Source organism: Paenibacillus sp. yr247 (assembly GCF_900103825.1).
Lineage (GTDB): Bacteria > Bacillota > Bacilli > Paenibacillales > NBRC-103111 > Paenibacillus_E.
Genome location: NZ_FNIF01000002.1, coordinates 885,327 through 901,098, shown reverse-complemented (window position 1 = coordinate 901,098; position 15,772 = coordinate 885,327). Strand labels below are relative to the sequence as shown.

Below are 15,772 nucleotides of genomic sequence, written 5' to 3'. Positions count from 1 at the left end.
ACGCGCCGTTCGACAGCACGCTGCCGCTGGCTTGGATATGCGCGGCTTTCTTGTCCCCCAGCAATCCTCTTGGGCCGACGCCGGCCTCGTACTTGAACGTCTTGCCGACGACGCAAACCGCGTCGATATACGCTTTAAGCACGGGCGGAAAGCCGTAATTCCAAACCGGATTCACGAACATGTATTTGTCTGCAGCCACGAATTGATCGACCAGCTCCCCGAGACGGCCGACTTTGGCTTGCTCGGATTCGCTCAGCCGGTCAAACGGAACTCCTTCGCTTAGTTTGCCCCATGCGCCGAAAATTTCGCCGTCAAGCTGCGGAACGTTCATCTTGTACGGGTCCAAATGCACGACCTCGTCGTTCGGGTTCGCCTCGCGGTATGCTTCGACGAATCGTTGGCCGACGGACAAGCTGAAGGAAGATTTTGCATCGCCCGGATGTGCGGTAATGTAAAGTACGGTTGCCATAATATAGTTCCCACCTTTAGAAATTTTTTCAGGAACATTCATTCCTGAATAAACAAAAATATTTTATATTGCCGGCAACATAAATACAACACACACATACATGGTTGGCAACATAAATTGGTTCTATGTCTCAGGTGAACACGAACGGGCAGTAGAGAAAACCAATGAGCTAGTCGTAATATCAGAGGGATGTATGGTAAAATTAGGGCATAGGGGGGCTGCCGCGCGGCAGTCCCTTCGCTCAGCAAACGCAGAACGATAGCACAATAATATACATGCTGCCGGGATACTGGGCAGCCTGTTCAAGTAAAGGGCAGTTTAGTGGAAGAAGGAATTGAAAAAAAAGTTAATGGTATGCCGTATTTGGGATTACAATATAAGAAACAAAATAAGGAGCATTTAAAATGGAACAAAATAAAGGCATTTTAGGTGAGCAACAACCGCATTGGGAAACCAATTTTGCAAATAGAGTGGAAATGTTCGGTGAAGTGCCAAGTGACGCTGCTGTCAAAGCGGCTGAAATATTTGAAAAACGGGGAATAAAGACAATTCTTGAATTAGGTGGAGGTCAAGGAAGAGACACTATCTATTTTGCACAAAAAGGTTTCAAGGTACATGTACTCGATTATACACATAGCGGAATTTCGGCAATTAAGGAAAAAGCACAGAAACTTGGCTTATCCAACTCCGTTGAAGCACTTCAACATGATGTGAAAACCCCGCTACCCTTTGATGATGCATTTTTTGAAGGATGTTATTCACATATGTTATTTTGCATGGCTTTCACTGTTCAAGAAATTAAATTTTTAGCCCAAGAAGTAAACAGAGTTTTGAAACCAGATGGAATTAATGTTTATTCTGTGCGGAACCTAAGTGACCCTCATTTTGGAACTGGTATTCATCGAGGAGAAAAAATGTATGAGGTCGGAGGCTTTATTGTTCATTTCTTCGACAAAGAAATGATTGAAGAATTATCAGAGGGATATAAAATCCTGCAAATTAATGAATTTGAAGAAGGCGGAATGCCGAGAAGGCTTTACCTCGTTACTCAACAAAAAGAATAAAATCTTAATGAACTACCCTGAAAATATCAACATGAGAAACAAACTGCCGGCATCGGCAGCCTGTTCAATATCGGGCAGTTTAATGCAGTAGCGTTTTCAATTAAGATTCAAAAAGCAAGTGACTCCGAATGGTTTAGAATTGCTGAGGTTAGCAAGTATAGGATGATTAAGTGTTAAACGCCACAAATTATCATTGCTCCGCTTCCAATTCTCCGCCACTCCCCGTAAGAGGCTGAATGATTCTGTTAATCGAATTTGCTCAATAAAGTTTTTTTGTACATAGGTTATCATCCACAATAAGATGACTACGGCGATTATGGCAGAAAGGTAAGCCATCCAGACATCCTGCTTTATCAATTTCGCTTCCAATAAATATAAAGTCGAAAATCCTGACAAGGGCAAAGATTCGCAGTGGTGGACAGTGGCAGTAGCTTCTTAATTATCGAAAATAATAAATGCAAAAAATAATTTAAAAAAATAAGGAGATGTTAAATATGGAATATCGTGTTTTGGGTCGTACAGGAATTAAGGTAAGCAGTTATTGCTTAGGTACAGGAAACTTTGGAGCATGGGGAAATACCAATGTGGAAGAATGCATTCAAATCGTAGATGAGTCTCTTGCAAAGGGTATTAACTTTATCGATACAGCTGACGTATATTCTGCAGGTGGTTCAGAAGAAATTCTCGGAAAAGCTTTAAAAGGCCGACGTGAAGAGGTTGTGCTTACATCAAAAGTGGGACTGCCTATGGGAAAAGGGTTAAATCAAAGCGGGAATTCACGATTTTGGATTAGACGTGAAGTGGAGAATAGCTTGCGCCGGCTGCAAACAGACTATATTGACCTTTATCAGCTTCATCGTCCAGATCCGTCAACCGATATTGAGGAGACACTTAGCGTCTTAACCGAGCTTGTACAGGAAGGGAAAATTCGTTATTTTGGTTCCTCTACGTTTCAGGCTTGGCAAATCGTTGAGGCACATATGGTTAGTGAAACACGCAATCTTGGACGCTTGTCAAGCGAGCAACCCCCTTATTCCATCTTGAATCGAAGTATTGAACTTGATGTTCTTGAAGCTACGAGAAAATACGGTATGGGTGTTCTCGTATGGAGTCCGCTTTCTGGAGGATTGCTTTCAGGGAAATATTCCAAAGGTCAAGCCACCCCGGAAGATTCACGTGCTCATCGTTTCCAAGGAAATTACTTAGGAAGTATCGTTGATCCAGCTCGTGAAGAAAATCGGGTGAAGTTTGAAATCATTAGTCTTCTGCAAGAGGTAGCTAAGGAAGCGGGATTATCTCTTCCGCATATGGCTATGGCTTTTACGCAGGCTCATCCTTCTGTAACGTCTACAATTATCGGACCACGTACGATTGCACATCTTCAGGACACGTTAAATAACGTAGATGCTAGGTTGAGTTCTGATATATTAGATGCTATTGATAAGATTGTTGCTCCAGGGAAAACATTAGATGATATGGAAAGAGGATGGGCTCCAGACTGGCTGGCTGCCTCCCAAAGACGCCGGGCCTAATCGTTTCAAGTTGATGACGCATTTTAGGAGGTTATCTTATGAATAAAAATAGTGAGATTGTTCACAAACAATCCGTTAAGCCGCTATTTAAGCCTTTGACACTGAAAAATTTATCCTTACCCAACCGTATTGTGATGGCCCCGATGACAAGAAGCTTCTCTCCAAACGGAGTGCCAGGGATGGATGTAGCTGCTTATTACCGTCGTCGAGCAGAGAACGGAGTTGGCCTGATCGTAACGGAAGGCACAGTAATTAACCATCCTGCTGCAACAGGTGATCCTAACATCCCGAACTTCCATGGCGAAGCTGCGTTGAACGGCTGGGCACGGGTGGTCAAAGAAGTGCATGAAGCTGGCGGAAAGATTATTCCACAGATTTGGCATGTTGGCATAACCCGGAGGATCAGATCTGAGCCTAATCTTGAAGCACCTTCAATCAGCCCATCAGGAATTGATCTGATGGGCGAAAAAGTAGGCGAGCCAATGACAGAGTCCGAGATTACTGATGTCATTAAGGCTTATGCGGAAGCTGCTGCCGAAGCGAAAAGACTCGGCTTTGACGGGGTTGAGCTTCATGGCGCACACGGCTATTTGATTGACCAGTTCTTTTGGGAGAAAACAAATCAACGCAACGACCGCTATGGGGGTGACTTAGTCGGCAGAACCCGTTTTGCCGTAGAGATTATTGAGGCTTGCCGTCAAGCGGTTGGCCCGGATTTCCCCATTGTGCTGCGATTCTCTCAGTGGAAAACGGGTTCGTACGATGCAAAGCTGGCGGAAACCCCTGAGCAGCTAGCTCGGTTTCTGGCACCGTTGGTGGAAGCGGGTGTTGATATCTTTGATTGTTCGACCCGCCGTTTCTGGGAACCCGAATTCGATAGCTCGGATCTAAATCTTGCGGGCTGGACCAAGAAACTGACAGGTAAGCCTACCATCACCGTAGGCTCGGTAGGTCTCGAATCAGATTTCACGAGCTCGACAGCCGAGAATGCTGTTATCGACGAGCTGCTTGAAAGGCTTGATCGAAATGAGTTTGACCTGGCTGCTATTGGCCGCGCCATGCTGGCAGACCCAGCTTGGGCGGTAAAGATTCGTGAAGGACGGGATGAGGAGCTAATTCCGTACACCTCTGATCTCTTGAACAAGCTGCTGTAATTGTATAGGTAGAAAAAACCTAATCAGACTGACATCTCCGTTGTCTGCTTAGGCTTTTTTTCTTTTTGAAACGATCAGGTAAATGATAAATAGCAAGGGAATGTAGGCGTAAATAAAATAAAATCCTAACACACCAACAAATTTTCCTAGCGCTTCAGCCTTAAATCGATCGTTGAACGGAAGAGCGGCAATGAAGAATGTTATTAGTATAAAAAGTAAAGACACTTGAGGTTTAAGATTGGTTACTCTTTTTATAATTCTAGTACAACTCCATATCGAGATACAAAGCACCGGGATTAAAATAATAAGCCACATACCAATGACAATAAATTCAAACCTTGCAATAAGTGAAAACTCAACACTTTTTGTCATCACCAAAAGGTGCCAATTCGTATGTTTTATCATACCCTGACTAAAATACAAAGTGGTTGCGACTATTGCTATAAAATACTGAATTGTATTAGAAAGTAAACCGAAATGGGCCCATTTTGCGCTTTTTTCAGGAAATTTTAAAAAAGGGAAGTAGAGAAGCAAAGTTTCAAATCCAATAAATAGGATACTAGAAGATTTACATGATTTGAGCATATCTTGAATAGAGTGATCAAATAGAGGAAATAAATTCTCTCTTTGTCCATTTTGCAAAGGGAAAAATAATAAAAGCATTATTATTATACTGAATAGAACCGAGAATAAACTAAATCCTGTTAATACTCTTAATCCTCCGGATACAAGATAATAGATGATACAAATTAATAGTAGTGCCAATACCCAGGTTTTAAGGGTTGGAAACATCCAAACTTCTATAATTTCAATATAACCCCGAAAAACACTTAAAGCCAAAATGAAAAAGTATCCGACCATAAGCAAGGAAATGGCATTCCCAAAGAAATTGCCAAACATCATTCGATGTAAGTCAATTACGTCTTTAGCTGGATAGCCAAGCATCTTATACATCATCCAGATGATGAAATGAAGGCTTAGACCCGTTAGGACAATCGAAATCCAAGCATCGCGACCGGCATCTTCAAAGATTAGATTTTGATAAAACATAATGCTAAGGCCGTTCTGAGTCGCATGGACTAAGAAAAAAGCAAAGAATCCGGACATTAAGTAATTTTCCTTAACCAGTTTCTGCACTAATGCCCAACTCCCAATTGTAATATTTTTATTTCTATATGTACTTCAAATTTCATATTTGGGTAGATCAGATTCATAAATTCTTGCTCATTCCAATTTCTTTGCTTGCTCCTATTTAGATCTCCTAAGCCAATCGGATCCACATTATTCTTCTGAAAATTTTCCAGCATGTTTGTAATTTCTGTTGTTAAATTGTTTTCGATTTGTTTCTTTAGTTCAAGTATTTGGTTTTTGTCAGATGTCTTTATGCTTGTTGGATAATCTCGCATTTCTATATTTAGTTTAAGTGATAGGACAGCTTTTTCATTCTGCACAGTGATTTTTCGGTTTCCGTAGATTATTTTTAATGAAATTTTATCCTTTTGTTTCGATTTAAATTCATAAGTACCTAATATGATGTTGGTTTTATCCTTAAGCAGTTTTACATATAATCCCTCTTTATTCGTTAACGTAAGCTTTAATTTATCCTCTTTAAAAACACCTAAACCATCCATTTGTAATACGCCTTTTGGATCTTTATGTAAGATGGGTAAATAAACATCTTGACCTTCTCCAAAATATTGATTAAGAAATATATGGATATCTGTCGAAGGCGTATTCCCATTCTCCATGTTTTGTTTGATTAGATTTGCTAAGTAAAAGGGAGGATATTTTAAAGCTTCGGATAAAATATCACTTGCATTTTGCTTCGTTATAATTACTGTCGAGTGGCTACCTACAAGGGGATCTAGAACAAGGGCGCTGGCAAGCTCTGAAATGCCTCTTCTTGCAAATTTTTCACTAATGACAAATGTCCGTAATTGCCCGGATGCAACAGGGCGATCTGATTGGGTAGTTAAGGGTGCAAGTAATCCATAAATCGTTTGTGCTTCTGTGGTTAATAATAATAATCGAGCTTTCTTTTCATACGCAGAATACAAGTGACTGCCCCTAATTGTATCTCCATGCATGTCGAAACCCACACTTTGTATGATTTTCATCCGATCTACAATTTGTGCCTGTGCGCATCCCGATAAAAGGAAGCAAACGAAAAGAATGGGTAAGTACGTTTTCATTGACTCTGTTTCCCTTACTTAGAAATTTATTCGTTATTGTAATCGTCACTAATATCCTTCGATTTGCTTACCTTATATCTTTTCAACGAGAGTGGGCGTAAAAAACGAGGTCGATTAAAAGTAAGGCTGAGGGAGGAGCGAATAAAACTATCTGTGAATTCACGGAAACGAAAAGGGAACACTGGAACAATGTACGGAGTTCCCAAAGATTTCAACCGCAACAAATGGCCTAGAAGAAACACAACCCCGATCATAATGCCTAAACCGCCCCAAGCTGCCGCCAAGCCCATCATTGGAAACCTCAGAAAGCGTATGGTATTAGCCATCTTGAAGGTAGGTGTGGCAAAAGATGCGAGTGCAGAAAGAGAAACAACAATAATTAATATATTGCTAGTGAGAGCGGCTTGCACGGCGGCTTCTCCAAGTACGATACCGCCCACAATCCCCACAGTTTGTCCGACTTTGGTTGGCAATCTGGCTCCAGCTTCACGTAACATCTCGACGGTTAATTCTAAGAGCAATACTTCAAGGATAGGCGGAAAGGGAACATCCGCTCTAGATTGGATAATCGGACCCAAAAGAGATTGTGGAATGACCGAATAATGAAAGGTTAATACGGCAACATAGAAGGGGGATGCAAGAATTGAATAGGCAACTCCAATATAACGAATGCACCGAAAGAATGAACCTAAAATCCATGGCAAGTAATAATCTTCTGGTGATTTGAAAAAATCAAACACAGTGGTAGGTCCTGATATGACATAAGGAGAACCGTTGCTTAATATAGCCACATGCCCGTTAAGAAGATTACCTTTTATTCTATCCAAACGTTCAGATGTCATAAATAAAGGGAATGGTGAATTAGAGTTATCTGCTATGATTTGGTCAAGAATAGCACTGTCAAATATCACGTCAAAATCAAGATCTACAAGTCTTTGTCTTACCGTATTTACATGCTGTGGATTGCAAATACCATCTAAATGAACAATCATAACTCTCGTTTTTGAAAGAGAACCAATGATGTGCTCCTCAAACATAAGCTTTTCAGATATAATTTCTCTTCGAAGTATACTAACGTTGGTATCCAAATCTTCGACAAAACCGACTTTTGGACCAATGACGCTGTATTCATTATCAGCTTCATTATTACCTCGATATCCGCGTGTTAAATCCGCAATATTAACTAAAAGCCCTTCGCTTAAATTTGGTTCCAATTGAATATAAATGGATCCTATAAGCAAACTTTGCGAAATCTCTTCCAAGTTGGATGATAACTTGATTCCCTCAATAGGAATCACTTTTTTTAATTCATGTAAATTTTTGATTTCTCCTTTTGAGATTTGAAGAGAATGCAGTAAATTGTGATTAATTAGTCCTTGGTCTACACAGGCATTATAATAAGAAAAATGAAACAAATTATCATGGATTGTATGTACAGTCTGTATAAAATCATCTGATTTTATGGCCTCTTTCAAAGCAGCATGTATATTTTCTAGAATAAGAACACCGCCTTTCCATGATATTTTCCCCTTATTATGAACCGAAATACAGAAATTATTCCCATTTAAAGGAGGTAAAATATGGCTAGAAGCATCGGAGAAGCATTTATGATACTTTCGGAGACAAGCATGATTCATATATGAAAGTAATAGAGCGATATGATGAATTAGCGATTCATGATTCGGAAGCGGCTGCTGAAGTGAATCAGAGTTTCTCTAAAACAGAGAATCATATATTTGATTAAAACTGGCAGGTATTATTGACACGACACTAACCATATTGGATTAACGCTGAGACAGATAACAAATTAATGGCAAGCAAAGCCTAATGGAGAGTTGGATTATCGGAAAAGTCCAACATCTTTTCTACTTTAAGCAAATATCTAGCTGATGTATTTGTTACAATGCATATGAAAGCTTGTAATTTCGGAATACTCAGGAGGGAATTGGATGAAAAAGCACGATCGTCTAGAAGGTAGCGGACATTCATTAATCCAAGAAGTCAACAACACCAATGTACCATTTGGAACAATCGGGATCTGGTTTTTGGGTCAGGAAAGTATCATTCTCAAAGGAGCGGGAGTTACGATATATATCGATCCCTTCGTCTCTGATTATTTAGAGAGAACACATGGGGTCGCTCGTTTATATCAGACTCCGCTTACGCCGGAAGAGATTACGAATGTCGATATTTGCCTGATTACACACGAGCACGAGGACCATCTTGACCCCGGTACGCTGAGCGTACTTGTAAAACAAAATGAAAGCGCATTACTGATAGCTCCAGCATTTTGCAGGGAAAGTCTTTTGAATATCGGATGTGATCCTTCGAAAATAAGGGATGCGGATACGGAGCGGTCTTTGTCTTTATTTGACTCGAGATTGAAGATACAGGCGATTCCTGCTGCACATGAAGAGCTGGAAACGAATGAGCAAGGTCAGCATCGTTATGTTGGCTATATCGTGGAGTTAAATGGGGTAACAATTTATCATGCAGGGGATACACTCATCTATCCGGGACTCTCTGAATTGCTGCGCGGTCATGACATCGATCTAGCCATGCTTCCGATCAATGGTCGGGACTTTTTTCGGACGAACCGAGGGATTGTAGGCAATATGAATTACCGTGAAGCTGCGGAGCTTGCTGCGGAAATTAACGTTGATGCGGTTATTCCTCTGCATTATGAGACTTTTACCGGAAATTCGGAACATCCGGGGAATTTCGTAGATGAGCTGAACGAAAAACACCCAGGGCTGAAATGTCACGTTTTAGCAAGAGGAGAACGCTTTGTGTATGTTTCTCCAAAGGCTTTTTTGGAATAAAGCGATGAGAAGCAAAATTTCTATGATGATTGACATCAGCGGTGGGAAGCTGGTAACTCAAACATCCGGTGCGATGTGTCAAAATAATATCTTTGCTGCGAGAAAAAGTAATTATTTTATTTTGGAGGCTATTAGATGACCACAGATTCTATTAAGAAGTTTTTATTCGGAAGACCATTAAAATCAAGTGAAATCGAATCTGAGAAAATGCCTGTTTGGAAAGCTCTTCCGATTTTATCCTCGGATGCATTATCTTCTGTTGCTTACGGGACCGAACAAATTTTGCTGGAATTAGCTACTGTTGGAATTGTTGCTTTTTCATTTTCTCTTCCCATTGCGATTGCTATCATCTTACTCATTGGGATACTCGTCATTAGCTATCGTCAGGTGATTGATACTTATCCTCAGGGTGGCGGAGCCTACATGGTTTCTAAGGAAAATCTTGGGATGTTTTGGGGGAGATTAGCCGGTGTCTCCTTGTTAATTGACTACACTTTAACTGTCGCTGTTTCGATATCTGCCGGTGTAATTGCGATAACATCTGCATTTCCACAATTTGTACCTTATACGGTGGAGATATGTATACTGCTCGTCGTGATTATGGTTTTTATTAATTTACGTGGAACATCTGAGTCTGGAACCATTTTTGCTTTTCCAACGTATTTGTTTATTTTATGTATGATCGCTTTGGTTGGAAAAGGAACTTTTGATGTACTTACGGGAGCTGCGACTGCACCCCACGGTATTCCAATGGCAACAGTAATGCCTTCGGGTTTAACTTTGTTTGTCTTGTTGAAAGCCTTTTCATCTGGCTGTTCGGCGGTTACAGGAATAGAAGCAATATCAAATGCTGTTCCTCACTTTCGTCGACCATCAGAAAAAAATGCTAAAATGACGCTTATTTCACTGGCTTTGTTATTAGCTGTCATTTTTGGTGGTGTTACAGTTCTCGCCTTGGCTTATCACGTGTCGCCAGACCCGAATGGAAGCGAATCGGTTTTATCAATGGTCACGGAACAAGCTTTCGGTCGTGGAGTTATTTACTATATCACACAAATTGCTACGATGTTGATTCTGGTTCTTGCCGCGAATACAAGCTTCAACGGGTTTCCGATTTTGGCCTCTATCATGGCGCAAGATAAAAACTTTCCAAGGGTTTTTTCAAACCGCGGAGACAGATTAGCATTTAATTATGGTATTGTAACGCTTGGTATACTATCTATCATTTTACTTATTGTTTTTGAAGGAAAGACGGATCTACTCATTCCTTTATATGCGATTGGGGTATTCCTATCCTTTACCTTGGCACAAGGTGGATTAGTCTTAAAGTGGGTCAGGGAGAAGAAGAAACGCTGGTTTCAGAAGTCAATAATAAATGGATTCGGGGCCTTAGTTACATTGGCCGTTGTGATCATATTTAGCATCACCAAGTTTATGGAGGGTGCCTGGATCGTTATTGTGATAAGTCCGATTATGTTATGGATGATTTCGAAAGTTTATCGTCATTATGAGGATGTGGCGGATGAATTAAGAATTAATTTAGATGAACCTTTGCCAAAAAGAGATGAACTTATCGTGATCATTCCTATTGCGGGAATACACAGAGTCGTGGCAGATACAATAATTTACGCTAAATCGATTTCACCCAATATCATTGCTTTTTACGTTTCTATTACAGATGAAGATGAAGATAAAATTCAAGAAAAATGGGAAAAGTGGAATCCTGGTGTTAGATTGGTTGTATTCAAATCTCGGTATAGAACAGTGATTAGGCCGTTGATTGATTTTATTGATCGAATCGATACAAACATTTCCGAAAGCAAAAATATAATGGTCCTACTTCCGCAATTTGTAACCAAAAAATGGTGGCATCGTTTACTGCATAATCAATCTGCAAATCGGATAAGAAAAGCTCTCCAATCTAGAAAAGATATTGCTGTTACAACAATACCTTATCATTTACACGATTAAATATTTGGACAAGGTAACATGAGGGTAATTTACCTAGTTCATCGAAGAAACAGTCTAAGACTTTTACAAGTCTCAGACTGTTTCTTGTTTCATAACGTAAGACCAAAATGATGAAAAATATAAAAAGAACAAAGAGTTCATGGCATAAGGTTCCCTATAATCTAATGATTATCTCCTTTTTACTTATAGTAAAAAATGGGTCAATGTTGTTTTGAATCATTCTAATGCTTGAATTTCATGATAAACTCCATCTGATGCTCTTCATTCACACGTTTCATGAACTCATGAAATTCTTCCTCTGTTTCACATACGGCTGTGTGCTCCAACCAAACAAAGAATTTCTTCTTAAGTATGGCTGAAGCATGAAGGGGGTATGTGTCCCGAGATTTTATGATATACAACCCTGAGGAAACTTCATTCCAAGGTGGCTTGAAAATAGTACGGATGGATAATCGAGTCCGATTCTCCCAATCCTGTTTTTTTTGCTTGTTTCTTATGGACTGATACATTCTCATAACGATCTGTTGATCGGATATCTCGGTCCATTTTGAAAACCCTGATAGGATCGCATTTTGTTTAATTTCGGACCTTTCTTTAGAAAACCAGTAACCAACAATAACGGGAAAATGATGATCTTCTTCCAGCCATAAGACACCAAACCACTCGTAATCTAACTGAATCGGATTTAACAAATTGGGAACTAACCCTAAATAATATGGGGGAGAGGAAGTCATAAATTTTCTCCTTTTGACTCATTGGTCGGTACAGCGAATCAGCAAAAAGAAAGTTTGCTTGGTCATCGACGTCACCTTTACAGAATAATTGTAACGTTGAACCGTATAAAAAGGGGGTAAAGAATGTATAGCAAACGTATAAAAATAAAATAAAAATGCGGAGTCATACATAGCAAAGAAGCTGACTTCGATGAAATCAGCTTCTTTACAGCAGAAATTAATAATGCATCAATCTTGAGATCTTCAACATATTTGACCCTCCATGCTTAAAACTATTCCGATGTCGCAGCTGTTTCGTGTTCAAGATAGAGATTTTTTGCTTTCTCATCGTATGCTAGCAATTCAGCATATCTTCCCCAATCTATCAATATGTCTAATTGATGACCTGCTTCTTCCAAACCAAAATGCTTTTCAAAGATTTCCAAGAAAAATTCCCGTTCCATTTTATTATTAGATTTAGAATGTAAAATCCAGATAATCTTCTCTATCATGGGGACGTGTTGAAGCAATTGCTTTTTGAAGATATCCTTCCTTTCCAAAACACTGGCATCAGCAAAGTGACGTCCAATTTCCGTTAATTCAATATCTCCGTGCTGGATGTGAGCAAAACCGAGCATCTGGGCTGCTTCGACAATTGGCAAGAAGTCCTCTAGATTAAGACTTAATTGATCAGCTAGCTTGTATAAGTCAACCGTATTTCCAAGATCATCAATCAATTCTATAAACCCTGTTAACGCACCTGCGGGTACTTCTTGAACCTTTTCGATCTTTTTCTTCTGTTCTTCGACATGATCATTTTGCTTTATTTCACGTTTGGTCAATATGGAATAAATTTTATCAACAAGCCCGGTAAATTGTGCTTCTTGTTTATCACGCCAATGAGGCATAGGAATCAAAATATCCGCTATAACTCTAGCTGGGTCACGAGATAAGACAATCGCCCGATCAGACATATAGACCGCTTCTTCAATACTGTGTGTGACCATAATAATCGATTTTGTTGGAATCTTCTTTTCTGTCCATAATTCGAGTAAATCCCGTTTAAGGTTCTCCGCCGTTAACACGTCTAAGGCCGAGAAAGGCTCATCCATCAAGAGAATATCTGGTTCCATGACAAGAGCGCGACCAATGCCTACACGTTGTCTCATACCACCTGAAAGTTCCTTGGGATATGCGCCTTCGAATCCGTCGAGTCCAACCATATCAATAATAGAGAGGGCTTTGCGCATTTTTTCTGTTTCCGTTAATGATTTATTTTCAAGTCCCAGCTTTACGTTCTCGAGTACCGTGAGCCAAGGAAATAAGGCAAAGGATTGAAAAACCATCCCTACTCCTGGATTTGTTCCTTGTACTTCTTGCCCGTTATAAAAGACTGTTCCTTGAGAAGGAGGGACAAGTCCGGCAATAATCCGAAGCAGGGTGGACTTGCCTGAACCCGAAGGCCCTAGAATGGATACAAACTCACCCTCTGTAATATTCAACTGTATATCTTCTAGGATGCTGACATTCGTAGTGTTTGGCATATCATAACGTTTGCTGACTTTTTGAAGTTGAATCAATGCTTTTTTCATGGTACAACACCTCTATTCCAGATGATATTTTTTTTCGGAGATCGCGTACAGCTTACGCCAAACCAAACGATTTACAAGTACAACCATCAAGCACATAACAATAATTCCCCATATAATTTGGGGCCAATCTCCTTTTGTTGTTGCTTGGGCGATAAATGAACCTAATCCAGATGCTTGTAAAGTGCTATCTTTCCAAGATACAAGCTCGGAGACGATACTTGCGTTCCAGGCTCCTCCACTAGCTGTAATACATCCCGTAATGAGAAACGGAAATACGCTCGGTAATATTAACTTCATCCATGTTTGTAGCCGGGTCAAACGCAAAATTGCCGCTGCTTCTTTCAAATCGGAAGGAATAGCCATCGCTCCGGCAATAACGTTAAACAAGATGTACCACTGTGTGCCCAACATCATAAGAGGAATGGCACCTATGTTCATACTGACTCCAAGTTTCAGGTATAGAATCGTAAACAAAGGGAATGCCATATTTGCCGGAAAAGAAGCTAGTACCTGTACAATGGGCTGAGCAACCCTTGAAAGTTTAGGGTTCATACCGATCATGACACCCACTGGAACGGTCCATAATACAGCGAAAACTGTTGATACGAATACGCGTAGTGCTGTTTGCATTCCGAGTACAACAACTCTAAGTAATTCGTTCCAGCTTAGCTGTATGATTTCCATAACAGCTTCATAGACATACTTGGCAATGAATATGATAACGATGATCCAAATGATCCAGATCACAATTCTAGACACGAGAAATGACGGTTTAGGCAAATGAATGGAGGTACGTGTTTGTTTGAATTTACTTGTTAAGTCGTGAAAGAAAGTTCCTACTGAATGATTGACATAACGAATGAATCTTGCGCGTTTTAGAATGTCATAGACCCAAGATTTCGGGACTTCACCTGCTTCGGATTGCTCGTTCTTAAATTTTTGCGCCCATGCAACAAGTGGCCGCCAAAACAGTTGGTCCACAAGGCATATCAAGATCACCATGGTGATAATCGAATATACAATGGCTTTTACGTTCCCTTGGTCAGCGGCCATTGCCATGTAAGAGCCGATTCCCGGCAAGTGAATATCTTGATTCAACACGCTGATCGATTCACTCGCCGCGAGAAAGAACCAGCCTCCACCGAATGACATCATGCTGTTCCACACTAATCCGATCATGGAAAAAGGCACTTCAAGCTTTGTAAAGCGAGACCATACGCCGAGACGATGAATGCTTGCAGCCTCGTTTAGAGGACGTGGAATTGTTTTAAGTGAATGATAAAAGCTGAAAGTCATGTTCCAAACCTGACCAGTAAAAATGGCGAAAATCGAAGCACATTCGACACCGAGCAGACTCCCAGGAAATAACGCCATGAACATCAACACGGTTGCTGAAAGGAAACCAAGCACTGGTACAGACTGTAAGATGTCGATTGCTGGAATCATGATTTTTTCAGCAATGCGGTTATTAGCAGCGATACGTCCATAAATAAATGTAAATAACAGTGATGCTCCGAATGCAATAAACATTCTGAGAAGCGATCGTCCTGCGTAGTAAGGAAGCATATGCGGGTCAAGGCTCATCGTCGGTTGATCACTTTGGGATAAAGGAACTTGCATACCCGCACCAAGATGGGCCGTTAGATAAAGAATGGATAAGAGCATGAAAATAACCATAACATCTGCCAAGCCGAATTTATATTTATTGCTAATAGTGAGAAACCCATTCCATTTCATCGCGAAAACCCCCTTTGCAAATAAAAAACTCTCCTCAGCATTGCATGAGGAGAGCGTAAATATTCCATCTTTTCAGTTTACAATCAGGTTCATCTGTTCAGCAAATCAAACTCTTAAGAAAAAAAGAGCTTGAACATACTCTCGGACTCACTGAGGGCATACTGGTAGTGGAAATACACGGTTCCTTGGTAGCAAAGCATGCTGTAAAGCTGTTCAACACTCGCATTCGACTACAACTGTCCATTTCCAGTTTCCCCCCTTTGTACATAAATATGAAAGCCCCCCGGGTTTGGTCCCAGGGGGCATAAGTTCACAATGAAATAAACCGATTCCCCCTAGTCCAGTTTTAGCACTATACAACGTAAAGAGCGGTCGCTCTTAGCCACCTTATGAAAAGCCTTAATCCGGCAGTTCCTGTTCTACCCATTGGCATCTTTCGATATTTCCGGGCAGTGGCCTATGTTTGTATAGGAGCCTCACCTAACGAGGACATATTCAATTCCCTTGAAAGTTTACTCCTAATTGC

General features: G+C 40.4%; 12 protein-coding genes and 1 riboswitch. Of the genes, 5 read left to right on the top strand and 7 right to left on the bottom strand.

The genetic code is table 11. The annotated features are described in order from the left end of the window. Positions 1 to 469 (bottom strand): FMN-dependent NADH-azoreductase (locus BLT91_RS09000; RefSeq protein WP_090819673.1); only part of this gene is annotated, 469 nt, incomplete at its 3' end. A gap of 404 nt (positions 470 to 873) precedes the next feature. Between BLT91_RS09000 and BLT91_RS08995 the strand changes: the two genes are divergently transcribed. The 3 genes from BLT91_RS08995 to BLT91_RS08980 all read left to right on the top strand — a co-directional run bounded on the left by BLT91_RS08995 (position 874) and on the right by BLT91_RS08980 (position 4,219). Then, a complete protein-coding gene (locus BLT91_RS08995; protein WP_090819670.1) occupies positions 874 to 1,533 on the top strand; it encodes a class I SAM-dependent methyltransferase in 660 nt (219 codons plus the stop codon). A gap of 494 nt (positions 1,534 to 2,027) precedes the next feature. Next, positions 2,028 to 3,065: an aldo/keto reductase gene (locus BLT91_RS08985; RefSeq protein ID WP_090819663.1), complete on the top strand. Its 1,038-nt coding sequence runs from the start codon at positions 2,028 to 2,030 to the stop codon at positions 3,063 to 3,065. 38 nt (positions 3,066 to 3,103) lie between these two features. Next, entirely contained in the window at positions 3,104 to 4,219 is a 1,116-nt protein-coding gene (locus BLT91_RS08980; protein ID WP_090819660.1) for an NADH:flavin oxidoreductase, read from the top strand. Between the two features lie 48 nt (positions 4,220 to 4,267). Here BLT91_RS08980 and BLT91_RS08975 read toward each other — a convergent pair whose 3' ends face one another. Genes BLT91_RS08975 through BLT91_RS08965 form a run of 3 tightly spaced genes read right to left on the bottom strand, consistent with a single transcriptional unit; the run spans position 4,268 to position 8,048 of the window. Beyond that, positions 4,268 to 5,356 carry a GerAB/ArcD/ProY family transporter gene (locus BLT91_RS08975; protein ID WP_090819657.1) on the bottom strand — a complete coding sequence of 363 codons (1,089 nt, stop codon included), beginning with the start codon at positions 5,354 to 5,356 and terminating at the stop codon, positions 4,268 to 4,270. Beyond that, a complete protein-coding gene (locus BLT91_RS08970; RefSeq protein WP_090819654.1) occupies positions 5,356 to 6,411 on the bottom strand; it encodes a Ger(x)C family spore germination protein in 1,056 nt (351 codons plus the stop codon). Before BLT91_RS08970 ends, BLT91_RS08975 begins: the two co-directional genes overlap by 1 nt. Positions 6,412 to 6,437: 26 nt before the next feature. Continuing rightward, positions 6,438 to 8,048 carry a spore germination protein gene (locus BLT91_RS08965; protein WP_090819651.1) on the bottom strand — a complete coding sequence of 537 codons (1,611 nt, stop codon included), beginning with the start codon at positions 8,046 to 8,048 and terminating at the stop codon, positions 6,438 to 6,440. A 312-nt stretch (positions 8,049 to 8,360) separates the two neighbouring features. Between BLT91_RS08965 and BLT91_RS08960 the strand changes: the two genes are divergently transcribed. Together BLT91_RS08960 and BLT91_RS08955 are read left to right on the top strand one after the other, a co-directional pair. Further along, on the top strand, positions 8,361 to 9,233 hold the full coding sequence (locus tag BLT91_RS08960; protein ID WP_090819648.1) for an MBL fold metallo-hydrolase: 873 nt from the start codon (positions 8,361 to 8,363) through the stop codon (positions 9,231 to 9,233). 135 nt (positions 9,234 to 9,368) lie between these two features. Continuing rightward, positions 9,369 to 11,204 carry an APC family permease gene (locus tag BLT91_RS08955; protein ID WP_090819645.1) on the top strand — a complete coding sequence of 612 codons (1,836 nt, stop codon included), beginning with the start codon at positions 9,369 to 9,371 and terminating at the stop codon, positions 11,202 to 11,204. 221 nt (positions 11,205 to 11,425) lie between these two features. Here BLT91_RS08955 and BLT91_RS08950 read toward each other — a convergent pair whose 3' ends face one another. The 3 genes from BLT91_RS08950 to BLT91_RS08940 all read right to left on the bottom strand — a co-directional run bounded on the left by BLT91_RS08950 (position 11,426) and on the right by BLT91_RS08940 (position 15,246). After that, entirely contained in the window at positions 11,426 to 11,938 is a 513-nt protein-coding gene (locus BLT91_RS08950; protein ID WP_090819642.1) for a hypothetical protein, read from the bottom strand. A 272-nt stretch (positions 11,939 to 12,210) separates the two neighbouring features. Then, complete coding sequence (locus BLT91_RS08945; protein ID WP_090819639.1) at positions 12,211 to 13,509, bottom strand: ABC transporter ATP-binding protein; 1,299 nt, start codon at positions 13,507 to 13,509, stop codon at positions 12,211 to 12,213. 12 nt (positions 13,510 to 13,521) lie between these two features. Beyond that, positions 13,522 to 15,246, bottom strand: a complete 1,725-nt coding sequence (locus BLT91_RS08940) for an ABC transporter permease (protein WP_090819636.1) — start codon at positions 15,244 to 15,246, stop codon at positions 13,522 to 13,524. Between the two features lie 324 nt (positions 15,247 to 15,570). Further along, positions 15,571 to 15,741, bottom strand: a riboswitch (M-box (ykoK) riboswitch). Positions 15,742 to 15,772: the final 31 nt, after the last annotated feature.